We start from the raw sequence: 12,456 nt of genomic DNA, 5'->3' as shown, positions 1-12,456 counted from the left end.
ATATGTCTACTTCTGGTAGAAGTTTACTAACGAGTTATATGTCTTCTAAAGAAGAAAATTTAGATTCAAATAATGCACAGTGGAAATATTCTGTAGAAGAGGTAACGAGACCTGGAGAATATATGCCGGTATTTGAAGATGAACATGGAACTCATATCTTTCATTCAAAGGATCTATGCTCAATTGAAAATTTAGATAAAATTTTAGAATTAGGTGTAGATGCCATAAGAATAGAAGGAAGAATGATGGATAATGATTACTTAAGTACGTCAGTTAGAGTTTATAATGAAGGAATTAACGACTTCTACGATAGGAATTTTAATGTAAAAAAAGAGTGGTTAGAAGATCTAGAAAAAGCTTCTCCAAGGGAATTTACAAGAGGTTTCTATTTTGGGATAGAAGGTAAGAGATCGATATAGAAAATTAAATATAAAGCGACTAATGCTTGAGAGGGTTTGGTCGCTTTTTTAGTGCTATCCTATATTCATTGATTTTCAGGCCTCATAAAAAACCCTCTAAATTAGTGTAATTTTAGAGGGTTATATAAAATATTGTTCTATTATTTTAAAATAAGGTTACTATGTGACTTCATAGAATCAATAACCTTTATTGATGTTTTTCCTTATATATGCATTAAAATAATTTTATCTAGTTTTATAGGACTACCAGTCTCTACCGTTATAGGTATATGATTTTCTCCTTTATTTAACCAAATTGAATTTGTAACTGGGAGAAACTGAAAGAATGTTCTATTATATAAAGATCCCGGTCCTAAACGAAGAACAGGCGATTGATTGGTAATATGAATTTGCATATTTGTTTGCAAATTTTTATAGACATTACATGTCATAGAATAAAATCCAGATTTTTCAAGACTAACAACAAGATCGAACTCTGAATTACCATTTACATTAAGAATGTTTTTACGGGTATCATAATTTGGTACTGATCCCCCAGTATTTTTTAAGTCTATAGCTCTATTATAGACCAGAGAAGGATCTATAATTGAACGTACGTGTTTACTAAATTCAACTATATCTTTAAAATTAGTTTGAGGAGCTTCAGTTCCATCGACTACTGTCCCAAAATATGTAGATGTCAAAAGACTTGATTCGCCAGGAACACTAATAGACAAACCGTCAAAGTGTTTCAATGGATCTGTTAGCTTTTCATTCAGTGTATAGTTAGGTTTAAATTTTTCACCATATTGATATATTGCTACTCTTCGATTAAACTCAGTAGAAGGGAAAGTTTTACTTAGTTTATGATCTGTGGAGTTTTCAATTGTTATTTGCTTATTGAATGTTTTAGTTAGGCTTTTAGAAGATTCGTAACCTAACGAAGCACCTATACTTGCACCTTTTCCTGATAGACCTAAGTTAAATCCTACAGAAAATGTACTTCCTGTAGTCTTAGCAATACCTCTTAATTCTGATTTTGTAACCCCATAATGTAAAGTTGTTTGTAATTGTGTAGAAGAATTACTTGAAGAATTAACACTTACAAGTTTTTTCCAATAACCATAATTAGTTACTGTAGATCCTACAACTAGCTCACAGCTTGAATCAAAAACAATACTATAAGCAAGTTCATTTTCCAGTATTTTTCTCTCGGGTAGCATTCTAGCTTCTGATACAAACTTTCCTTCGGAAGTTAAAAATCCTAAAAATCCTTTTTTATTGGCAAAATCAATTACTCTACCACGACTTGGTCCAGTATAATGGTTTTGTCTACCGTACATTACTCCATCTTTTAATCTACCTGCAAAATCATAACGTACATCCAGTATTATTCGTTCTGCTGTTACTATTACTTCATTAGATTCATTAATTATATCTGGGAATCCGTTAAAATAGTCTGGATACATTGTTGGATAAGGCCTGGGCGGAGTATTCCCTGTATTTTCATAATTTGAAATATTAGCAAATACTTTACAACTATTGATTGTGAAAGTTGACGATATTAACATTACCATCAACAAAAACTTCGTAAATTTATCTTTTTTTATTTTCATTTTATCTCCTCTGTTATTTTTTTTATTAATTTAAGAAATATACGTTGTGACTAAGTCAATACCACTATGTATTTTCTTCAAAGTTAATTTGTTCTATACAGAATATTACTTTCATCTTTTCACCCCCATATTTCATTTTTGATATTATATATAATAGTTGGATATTATATATAATATCTCATTTAAATCAATTTTCTAATTAATAAAAAAAATAGTACATTTACTGAAAATTAAGTTTAGTTTTATTCTATTTTAACAGTTAACTTCATTTTTTAATTATAAACTGAAAAAATATTAATTATAGGGTTTGTTCTGATATTTGCCTTATGCTATAAAATAGAAGTTAGGAATGATGGAAAATAATTGCTTAAGTACATCAGTTAGAGTTTGTAATAAAGGAATTAATGATTTCTATAATGATAATTTTAATTAAAAAAAAAGCAACTAACCTCTTAAAAGAGTTTAGTTGCTTTTTTTAAAGATCTTACTTCTTTTTTTAAATCATTTCTTCAGAAAGATTATTTTTAACTCCTTTATACTTATTAAGAAAAAATACTATAATACCTATGATCAACCAAATTCCACCTAATTCTTTTGCTAAAGCATCTAATGAAATCCATATATATCCCAGAATAATAAATCCTAAAATAGGAGATATTATATCAGTGAAAATATTTAGAAGTTCTCTTTTCTTGAATATAAAATATGATAAAACTGAAACATGTAATAACAAAAACCCAGTTAAAGCACCAAAATTTAAAAATTGAATAAACATACCTAAATGATTTTTAAATAGATATACTAAAATTAAAGAAACGACCGATGAAAAAATTATAGCTATGTATGGTGTTTGGTATTTTGGATGTAATTTAGATAATATTTTAGGAAGCATTTTATCTCTTCCCATACTAAATAATACTCTTGAAACTGCTGTTTGAGCCGCTAAAGCATTAGTAACACCCCAAGAAAGAGCAGTAGCTATAGCACAAATAGAACTAAATAGTGGGCCTCCTACAACTTTTGCTACGATATACCATGCATTATCTAAATTATTTTTAAAAATTATATCACTAGGAACAGCCCAGGCTGCTAAAGTTACTTGGATTAAAAATAATATAACTACAACTAGTAGTGATACAACAGGAACGTACCAATATTTGGTTCCTTCATTTGCTTCTTCGGATAAAGTACTAACGCCATCAAAGCCTAAAAAACTCATAACTGCTATAGATACTGCAGAGAAAACCATCTGTATAGAAAATGAATCTTTTTTATAAAAAGGGGCTATGGTAAAACCATTTCCAAAACTATGATTGGAAATACCTTTAATTGCAAAATATGCAAAAGTACCTATTAAGATTAGCATTCCTATTAAGAAAATTTTATTTAAAATATCTGTATAGTTTAGCCCTAAAAAAGCAATAAATGAGTTAAAAATTATGAAAATAATAGCCCATGTCATAACGGACACCGATGGTAATAATTGATTCATTGCAAAAGAAGCAACTATGTATAGTAAAGATGGAATCACAAAATAATCAAGCAATACGACCCAACCACCAAAAAAACCAATAGTCTCTCCTAAACCTTGTTTAGCGTATTCATATATAGAACCAGCTTTTTTAAATTGTTGCATCATTCTACCATAGCTTATCGCAGTAAAAAGCATTCCTACAAATCCAATTAGATAAACTAAACTAACCATACCATGAGAAACATTAAATATTTGACCATAAATTCCAAATGGTGCTATAGGCACCATAAATATAAGTGCATAAATTAAGAGCTTTGAAAAACTCATACTTTTTTTTAAATTATTTTCCATATATTCACTTCCTTAAAATTATAAATTAAATTTGTTAAAAACTTTAGCATCTATTCCCCTCAAAGGATTTAAATCTAAAGTAAATTTGGCAGTTTTTTTAGGATCAACTATTTGAGAAATCCCTAGGTCACCTGAAATAGACATATATCTAATTGCAAGGTGTTTTTCTAAATTTAGATTTTCTGTTAAAAATTTATAGCACTGTTTTGTTGCTTTATCAGCTGCAATATCCAAGCTTTCATCGGAATATAAAAAAACAATACTATCATTATCACCACTTTTTACCGCAGGAGTTGGAAATGTTTCTCCCTTAATTAATTTAAAAGATAAGGTCACATTTCCTCCTACTTCAATTCCTGTTCCAGAAATTTCACCGTCTCCCATAGCAGCATGTAGATCTCCTAATCCGAATAATGCACCATCAACATTTACTCTAAAATAAACAACTGAATTTTCTTTAATTTCTTTAGTATCCATATTCCCGCCATGGTAATCAGGAGTACCACAAATAATACCTTCATTCATAGGTGCTACTCCAATAACCCCAATCATAGGATTTAAATCGACATAAATGTTTTCACTAATTTTAGCTTTACCATCTTTTATCTCAATTAATTTCACTTCACTCTCACTAACTTGTTCTTTTAGAGTACCTAATAAGTTAGAGGAAACTAAAATTCCATATTGGGCAATTTCTATTTTTTCTATTTTAACAGCTAAAATATCTCCAACTTTTGCTTCTTTTATATAAATGGGTCCTGTAGCAGGATTTACAGCAGAAAAATCTAATTTTTCTAAAACATAATTATCAACTTTAATTTGATCATGAAAACAATCTAAAGTTTCAATTTCAAGAATATTTTTTATAGATATTTCTAGAATTGGTTTATTTTTTTTGTCCATCTTATAGATATTATTATTATTATTTTTAGTTACTTTAATGTTCATCATACTCCTCCTTTCGTCTAGATTATTAGAACTATAATAACAAAAATATGTTATTAAGTCAATTTTTTCTTTCTTTTTACGAGGGTTTACATTTAAAATTGATGATGTTTATCATAAAATTTAATAATCGTAAAACTTGTGTCCAAAAAGCAAGAGAGGTTTAATAATACCTCACCAACAAATACACTATACTCAAAATAAGAGATTGAAGTGTAATGACTATTCATCATCTAACTTAACTTTCACACTAAAATTATCTATTAAATTACCAATGCTTGGATTGCCCCCAGCAGAATCAATTGAGTCTAAAGAGAATCTAGTAACGGTTTGTCCTTCAGGAACAACATATTCTTTAGTATAAGTTACCCAACCATCATTTCCAGTTGTCATGGTTTCACTAATATCTAGTTGTCCACTAGAGCTCCCTACACTCATAGAAGCGGTATCTGTCCCAGATCTTCCTCTATGGCTAACGGTCCACACTAGAGTAGTTCCAGGAATAGTAACAATATCTTGATATAGAGAAGCGACTTGATTTGCATTTAATTCGACAAAATAATCACCTTCTACAGCATTGACTCCTAAAAAGCCATCTTTCCATACTTCTATTTTGTTATCTGTAGCAGTAGTTTCCCAGTGCTCAATCTCATCTTCGTTAAAAATACCCCATGTAGTAACTGGTCTAGGTAATGTTTCAAAACCTGGATTATTTATATAATTTCCATCACTGTCAACTTCCATAGCTTTAGTATCTCCTACATCTTCTAAATTTTGAAGGTCCTCAACAGTGATAAATCCCTCTCCTTTCCATATTTCATAAATTTTATCATAAGTATATGCTCCATTGGGAAGGTTAGCATAAATTTCACCTGTAGTCCTATCATAGAACCATCCACCTTTATTATCTCTAGTTCCAACAATTTGATCTGTTTCTGTATAAGATATATTTTTATATGAAAAAGAGTCTGTAGGGTGTACATCAAACCTGTTTAACAAATTGATATCATTAGATTCTAAATCTGGAAATTCATGGTTAAAAGTTATTTCAGTCGAAAGTTTAGACCTTATCAAACCTAATTTATGTTGTACTTTTGCAACTTTAGCTTTTCTAATCTCTTTTATAAGTTTAGGTGATATGGTAGTAGCTAATATACCAATGATACCTATTACTACTAATAGTTCTATCATTGTAAAACCAAGATTTTTTTTTTGATTACTCATAATTTTTACCTCCGCTAAATGGGTTAAAAATATCTTATTAACAAATACACTATACTCAAGATAAGGGATTGAAGAGTAACAACTATTCCAAATTTAAAAAAGTGGAAAAAGCCTATATCTTTTCCTGCTTTTTTTGCTATATTAGATCCCACAATGTTTGCCGCTGCTCCTATTAGAGTCATATTACCACCGAAACATACTCCCATAGAAAGTGCCCACCATAGGGGAGCAGTATCTTCTCCCATTTGAGGGATGAGTTCTCCTATTATCTTAGTAAATGAAATCGTATAGGGGACTACTCCGATTATTGGAGCAAATATAGTGGAGGAGATAACGGTTAAAATAACAGTTAATTTGGAATCTCCATTGGTAATATATAGTATAAAATCACCAATATCACTAATCAATCCTGTAGCAGCAAGACCGTCTACTAGGATAAATAACCCAGCACAGAAAAATAAGGTTGACCATTATATGTGTTTATAGATTTCTTCTGGATCTTTTTTTGTAATAAGAATTAAAATCGTCGCTCCAGTAATGGAAATTACAGCTAATCCTATACCAGTTACTACATTAGAAACAAATCCAAACATAACCAAGATAAAAACTATGATAGATTTTTTTAGGAGAATCTTATCTTTTATAATCCTACTTTCATCCATCTCCATAATTTTAGCTTTTCTGTGCCGAGAAACTTTTAGTTTTTTATGAAAGAAAAAGACCATAATAGCAAGGAAAAAAATCATATTAATAATTACAATAGGACCCATATTCATAAGGAAATCATTGAATCCTAAACCTGATTTTGCCCCTATAATTAAGTTTGGAGGATCTCCAATTAAAGTGGCTGCTCCTCCTATATTTACAGCGAATACCTCAGTAAGAAGAAACGGCATAGAGTCTATCTCTAGTTGTTCGGCAATTAATATAGATATTGGAAAAATTAGGAGGATTGTTGTTACATTATCTAATAGTGCAGATGCTAAGGCCGAAATAATTCCTAAAAATATCATGATCTTAATTGGGTCTCCCTTTGCTAATTGGGCTATTTTTATTGCAGTCCATTGAAATATTCCTGTTTCAGCCATAATATTCACAATGATCATAAGACCCATGAGTAAAATTAAAATTTCTATATTGCTACTGATAGCATGGAGAGCTTCGTGCTCGTCTATAACTTTAAAAAACACTACAGCAGCTCCTCCAATAATTGCACTTGAGGACCGGGGTATTTTCTCAGTTATGATAAAATAAAAGGTTATTAAAAATACTATAATTGCTATGATAAGATCAAAGTTCATGAGCTACATCTCCTTTATTCCCTAATCAATTTATACATCAGGACTAGGAATTATCCTTTAAAATTAATTTTAGAAATAACAGTAAAAATAATTGATTAATTCTTTGGATATTCTATACAGTCAATTACTGTAGAAGGAACAGCACATAAGTAAGTTTATAATAGCAGCAGTCAATCATTATTTTGAGTTCACCAAGATGGGCAGTCCACCTATGGAAATTATAGTTTATGAAAATTTAGATGATGAATATGAAATAATAACTAAGGGAGTTTTAGAATAAAAAAATTATAAAATGATAAAGTTAATAGTAGGAGGATATGACGTGAATGAATGGTTAAATATGTTAGCAGGTGGAGGATCTGCTATGATAGTTTGGGGAATAGGAAATATACTTATTGATAATTGGAAGAAGAATAGAAAAGTAAAAAAGAAGTGATAAAAAATTGGTTAATTAAACCAATTTTTTATATTGTATAAGGCATTATAAATTTGAATATTTATGAAAAAAGTTTCGTAAAATGAATAAAGGTCTTTGGGAAATTCAAAAAAAACTTAAAATGATGCTTAAAAAAAGCTTTTAAATTGTCGTTGGTAAGAATATCTTTAAGAGTAATAGTAGTCATAATAGTTATTAATACCAAAAAACCCCCAAGAATGGGGGCAGGGGGTTGAATAAGCTTTATCTTTTTTTATACACCCTTCTTTACACTTTTAGGTTTTCTAGATGGACCTTTTTTCCCTCTTCTAGTAGGGGCTTTTCTCCCTGTGGAAGTTCCTTTAAAGTCATATTTTTTCTTATTTCTTTCTTCTCTAGCTGTTTGTAAATCACCAAAAGAAGGTTTTATGTCTCTAAGGTGGTAAGGATGATCTTTTTCAACATAGATAGTTTTATCTATAGTCTTTTGGATAGTTCTAAGAAATCTTTTTTCCTCTATATCACAAAATGAAATTGAAATGCCTTCACTACCTGCTCTACCTGTTCTACCAATTCTATGAACATATGTTTCAGGAATACTAGTAAGGTCATAGTTTATAACATGGGATAGGTCATCTATATCAAGACCTCTAGAAGCTAAATCTGTAGCGACTAAGATTTGAATATTTCCTTTTTTTAGATCTCTGATAGTTCTCTCTCTCGCAGACTGGGCTCTTTCTCCATGGATAACATCTGATTTATATCCAGCTTCTAATAACATCTCATTGACATCATTAGCTCTAAACTTGGTTCTAGCAAAAATAATTGCAGAACTTATCTTTTGTTTCTTTAAAATATGAAGAAGTAAAGCTGGTTTATCTCCTTTGTCTACTAAATATATACTTTGGTTAACACTATCTACTGTAGAAGATGTAGGAGATATAGAAATATCTACTGGATCAATCATTGCAGCAGTTACTAAGTTTGTGATCTCATCTGGCATGGTTGCAGAAAAGAGCATAGTTTGTCTTTCTTCTGGTAATTTTGAGATGATTTTACGAACCTCTAGGATCATTCCCATATCTAACATACGGTCAGCTTCATCGATTACTAATTGGTCTACTAACTCTAAGTTGATATAACCTTTTGAAATTAAATCAAGCAATCTACCAGGGGTAGCTACTATGATATTTGGACCTGTTTTAAGTTTATGGATCTGTTTTATAGGTGAAACTCCTCCAAAAATTACAGTACTAGTAACTCTGGTATTTTTCCCATATGAATGAACACTTTCTTCTATTTGAAGAGCTAATTCTCTAGTAGGAGCTAAAATCAATGCTGTTAGATTTTTAGATTTTCCTTCTAAAGCAATTTTTTGTAAGATTGGAAGGGCAAAAGCGGCTGTTTTACCAGTTCCTGTTTGAGAAGAGCCTATAATATCTCTTCCATCCATAATAAGTGGGATAGCTTGTTCTTGTATAGGTGTAGCCTCTATATAGCCCTTTTTTTTAACGGCTTCTAATAATGGTTCAACTAAATTTAATTCATTAAATAACATGTTTTTTCTCCTTGATCTATAAAAATTTATTATTCAATATTTTATCATATATCCCTTAATAAGACAAAATTAAATAAATAATAACAAACTGATAGCCATGACTCCCATACCACTAATCAGTCCATAGATAGAGAGGTGATGTTCACCGTATTTTTGTGCTGCTGGGAGAAGTTCATCTAAAGAGATAAATACCATGATACCTGCTATCCCTGCAAAGATAATCCCAAAAACTGTATCAGATAGAAATGGCATTAAGATCATATAACCTACCAAAGCTCCTACAGGTTCTGCTAACCCTGAAAGAAAAGAATAAAAGAATGCTTTCTTTTTATTTCCTGTGGCAAAATAGATAGGAACTGAGACTGCTATTCCTTCTGGAATGTTATGTATAGCAATGGCAACTGCAATGGGAACTCCTAATGAAGGATCTTTTAATGTAGCGACAAAGGTAGCCAGCCCTTCGGGGAAATTATGTATCCCTATGGCAAGAGCAGAGAACATACCCATCCTCATCATGGCATGGTTATATTCGTGAGGTTCTCCTTCACTCTTATGACCTTTTTCCATTTTTTTTAAGTCGTTTTCTAATTTGGTAATTTGAGCGATTTCTTCAACCCCTTTTAATTCATGAGGATTTTCAAAGGATGGAACCATTTTGTCTATAATGGCTATTAAAAATACTCCTCCAAAGAAAGAAATGACAGTAATCCAAGTCCCCTTTACTACTCCTAGATCTGCGACTAAAAAGATCTTTGCCTTGACGAAGATCTCTACAAAGGATACATAGATCATTACCCCAGCAGAAAATCCAAGAGCTAAAGATAAAAATCTTTTATTTGTTTGTTTTGTAAAAAAAGCTAATGCACTACCTATCCCTGTTGCTAACCCTGCAAACAAAGTGAGGCCAAAAGCTATGTAAAAATTTTCATGCATAAAAAAATCCCCTCCTAATAGATACTATCATAATAATACCAATTAGGAGGAGAAAATCCTCTTATATATGTGTTTATTTATTTATTTATCCTTCGAAACCTTCATATATTTCATCATCAAAAGAAAAATCTTCTAAGATCTCTCCAAGATATTCCTTACAGTTTTCCAACTTATATTTAGCTGGTAGAGGAGTAGAATCTAAAAATTTAAAATTCTCATTTTCTAAGATAGGTAAAAATGCAGAAATAAGAGGTCTGTCAAATTCGCTGACATAGGTATGAGAACCAAATTGACCACTATTTTTCATCTTGTTGATCTCTCTAGCATACTTAGTATGGTTAGAACAGTCATGGATTAACATATCCCAGTTTTCTTTTACAGCAGTTTCCATAAACTTAAGAGTAACCTTTCTAGACCAAAGTGGAGACATATATCCATTTCTATATGTATAGAAATCTTCACCCATATAGTTATTTAAGTTGTCTGTTCCTAAGTGTAATTCGGCACAGTTCATATAATCTAGTCCGATAGCAAGGATCTCCTCCTTTTTAGCCATGAAATCTTCATAGAATTTAGGAGTCATAGGAGTTTCTATTCCTACCCATTTAAAATATTTACGAGCAATTCTCATAGCTTCGATAACTTGATCACTGGTATCAGTGGCATTTAGATTAAATCTGATTTCATCTAGTCCAGCTTCAGCTAATTTTTTTAAATTATCATCTGTACAAAGGGTACCGTTGGTATACATATGTTGATGAACACCTGCATCAGAGAATTTTTTTACTACGTCGTAGTATTTTTCTATTTCCATAAATGGCTCTAAATATACATAGGCGATTCCAGATGGTTTCTTCTGAATAGATAACAATAGATCGATATCTTCGGGTTCATATAGTTCTTCTCCAATATCCCACATATCTTCAGGGATAGGCTCTACTGAATCTAATGAATCATGGTAGTAACAGAACTCACAAGTTAGGTTACATGTATGAGTTTTTCTAACTCCTCCAAGTCCATCACCGAATAGGCAAGAAATACATCCTGGAGGAAACTTTTCCTTCTTTCCTACATAGTATGTACGGCCTTTCATATCTTTTAATCCATCTATCTTACTTTGGATTTCAGCTATTTCATTTAGGTATGATCTTTCGATCTGTCTTTGAGTAGATCTAATTATATCTTCGCACTCCTCAAAAACTTCTTTTGCATCTACAGGAACGTCTGCTAGATATTCAAACCATTCCAATGCTTCTTTCTTACTTATTTTCATATTTACCTCCAAATTACTAAAACTCTTCCTAACTCTTCTTTTCTATGGTTTCCCGATTGACGAGTACAAAATTTTCTTTTAATTATAAGAAAATTTACGATGTCAAAAGGAAACCAAAGTTAATGAATTTAGCGATAGTTTTCTTCATAATATTTAGTATTTATCTTTAATTATAATAAACTTTAATATTCGTTAATCGATAAAACGACAACAGGGAAAGAGTATTTTTATTTTTTACTCTTAATTATATCATAAAATGAGAGATATTGTTTACTAAAGAACTTGTTATATTCCATGAATTTTAAAAAGAAAGATAAATTTAGATTATCGTTTGAGAAGTTAATTGAGAATTTTAAAGTTTTTGGTATGATAAAAATTTAAGTGTTTTTTAATTACTACTTTGAAATTGATTTTAAGAAGGGTATACTTATAGATGAAGAAGTATCGACCCTATTCCCTTTTTAGCGGTTAGATTCTACGAATATTAAAACTTAATTTTAAATGTAGATTTGATTAGGGAGAAACCTAAAGATAGAGAGGTTCAGAAATAAACATCGAAAAAAATTGTAATTTAAAGGAGAAGATAGATGGAAAAGTTAAAGAAACTTTTTAGTGAAATAATACTAGGAGTAATAAAAAAAATAAGTATTGGATACATAAAGATTGAAAATAAAGAAAAGTTGATAAGAGAATTAAAAAAAGGATGGGATTCAACTATATTAGAAGAAAATAAATATTTAAGTTTAGCACCAGATGACAATGTAGATATTAGTGGATATGAAGAGGCATTGGAGTCAGCAATGAACAACTCAAGTGTGAAGAATATAGCTATATCAGGAACTTATGGGTCGGGGAAAAGTAGTTTTTTAAGGACTTTTGAAAATAAACATGATGATAGTAAATGGAAATATTTAAAAATTTCTTTAGCAAATTTTAAAAATAAAAAAGAAGGGACGATGAAAACAGAT

At 30.5% G+C, this 12,456-nt stretch carries 10 protein-coding genes and 1 pseudogene; 3 read left to right on the top strand and 8 right to left on the bottom strand.

All coding sequences use genetic code 11. The features are described from left to right. Positions 1-419: peptidase U32 family protein (locus WBG30_RS06965; protein ID WP_424503921.1), on the top strand; the 419-nt coding region annotated here is incomplete at its 5' end. 203 nt (positions 420-622) lie between these two features. On the opposite strand, the gene WBG30_RS06960 is transcribed toward WBG30_RS06965, so the two are convergent. The 5 genes and pseudogenes from WBG30_RS06960 to WBG30_RS06940 all read right to left on the bottom strand — a co-directional run bounded on the left by WBG30_RS06960 (position 623) and on the right by WBG30_RS06940 (position 7,309). Further along, the gene (locus tag WBG30_RS06960) at positions 623-1,975 is read right to left on the bottom strand and encodes a hypothetical protein (RefSeq protein WP_424503920.1); all 1,353 of its coding nucleotides are present in this window, start codon (positions 1,973-1,975) and stop codon (positions 623-625) included. A gap of 535 nt (positions 1,976-2,510) precedes the next feature. Then, the gene (locus WBG30_RS06955) at positions 2,511-3,839 is read right to left on the bottom strand and encodes an APC family permease (RefSeq protein ID WP_424503919.1); all 1,329 of its coding nucleotides are present in this window, start codon (positions 3,837-3,839) and stop codon (positions 2,511-2,513) included. An 18-nt stretch (positions 3,840-3,857) separates the two neighbouring features. After that, positions 3,858-4,787, bottom strand: coding sequence for an acetamidase/formamidase family protein (locus tag WBG30_RS06950; protein ID WP_424503918.1), 930 nt, complete (start codon positions 4,785-4,787; stop codon positions 3,858-3,860). Between the two features lie 219 nt (positions 4,788-5,006). After that, positions 5,007-6,008, bottom strand: coding sequence for a type II secretion system protein (locus WBG30_RS06945; protein WP_424503917.1), 1,002 nt, complete (start codon positions 6,006-6,008; stop codon positions 5,007-5,009). A gap of 23 nt (positions 6,009-6,031) precedes the next feature. Beyond that, a pseudogene (locus WBG30_RS06940) lies at positions 6,032-7,309 on the bottom strand (SLC13 family permease). Positions 7,310-7,601: 292 nt separating this feature from the next. Between WBG30_RS06940 and WBG30_RS06935 the strand changes: the two are divergent. After that, on the top strand, positions 7,602-7,745 hold the full coding sequence (locus WBG30_RS06935; RefSeq protein WP_424503916.1) for a hypothetical protein: 144 nt from the start codon (positions 7,602-7,604) through the stop codon (positions 7,743-7,745). A 253-nt stretch (positions 7,746-7,998) separates the two neighbouring features. Here WBG30_RS06935 and WBG30_RS06930 read toward each other — a convergent pair whose 3' ends face one another. From WBG30_RS06930 to WBG30_RS06920, 3 genes are all read right to left on the bottom strand, one after another. Further along, positions 7,999-9,282, bottom strand: coding sequence for a DEAD/DEAH box helicase (locus tag WBG30_RS06930; protein ID WP_424503915.1), 1,284 nt, complete (start codon positions 9,280-9,282; stop codon positions 7,999-8,001). Positions 9,283-9,351: 69 nt separating this feature from the next. Further along, positions 9,352-10,215, bottom strand: a complete 864-nt coding sequence (zupT, locus tag WBG30_RS06925; protein ID WP_424503914.1) for a zinc transporter ZupT — start codon at positions 10,213-10,215, stop codon at positions 9,352-9,354. An 85-nt stretch (positions 10,216-10,300) separates the two neighbouring features. After that, positions 10,301-11,488, bottom strand: coding sequence for a radical SAM protein (locus tag WBG30_RS06920; protein ID WP_424503913.1), 1,188 nt, complete (start codon positions 11,486-11,488; stop codon positions 10,301-10,303). A 587-nt stretch (positions 11,489-12,075) separates the two neighbouring features. Here WBG30_RS06920 and WBG30_RS06915 point away from each other — a divergent pair. Then, positions 12,076-12,456: hypothetical protein (locus WBG30_RS06915; protein WP_424503912.1), on the top strand; the 381-nt coding region annotated here is incomplete at its 3' end.

The organism is Psychrilyobacter sp. (assembly GCF_049671765.1).
GTDB lineage: Bacteria > Fusobacteriota > Fusobacteriia > Fusobacteriales > Fusobacteriaceae > Psychrilyobacter.
Note: the sequence above shows the minus strand (reverse complement) of the source record. Positions and strands in the feature narration are given on the sequence as shown.

Bases quoted from the DNA above. Each gene is read 5' to 3' on its own strand.
- WBG30_RS06960 (WP_424503920.1), bottom strand. From the start codon at position 1,975: ATGGTAATGTTAATATCGTCAACTTTCACAATCAATAGTTGTAAAGTA.
- WBG30_RS06955 (WP_424503919.1), bottom strand. From the start codon at position 3,839: ATGGAAAATAATTTAAAAAAAAGTATGAGTTTTTCAAAGCTCTTAATT.
- WBG30_RS06950 (WP_424503918.1), bottom strand. From the start codon at position 4,787: ATGAACATTAAAGTAACTAAAAATAATAATAATAATATCTATAAGATG.
- WBG30_RS06945 (WP_424503917.1), bottom strand. From the start codon at position 6,008: ATGAGTAATCAAAAAAAAAATCTTGGTTTTACAATGATAGAACTATTA.
- WBG30_RS06935 (WP_424503916.1), top strand. From the start codon at position 7,602: ATGATAAAGTTAATAGTAGGAGGATATGACGTGAATGAATGGTTAAAT.
- WBG30_RS06930 (WP_424503915.1), bottom strand. From the start codon at position 9,282: ATGTTATTTAATGAATTAAATTTAGTTGAACCATTATTAGAAGCCGTT.
- zupT (WP_424503914.1), bottom strand. From the start codon at position 10,215: ATGCATGAAAATTTTTACATAGCTTTTGGCCTCACTTTGTTTGCAGGG.
- WBG30_RS06920 (WP_424503913.1), bottom strand. From the start codon at position 11,488: ATGAAAATAAGTAAGAAAGAAGCATTGGAATGGTTTGAATATCTAGCA.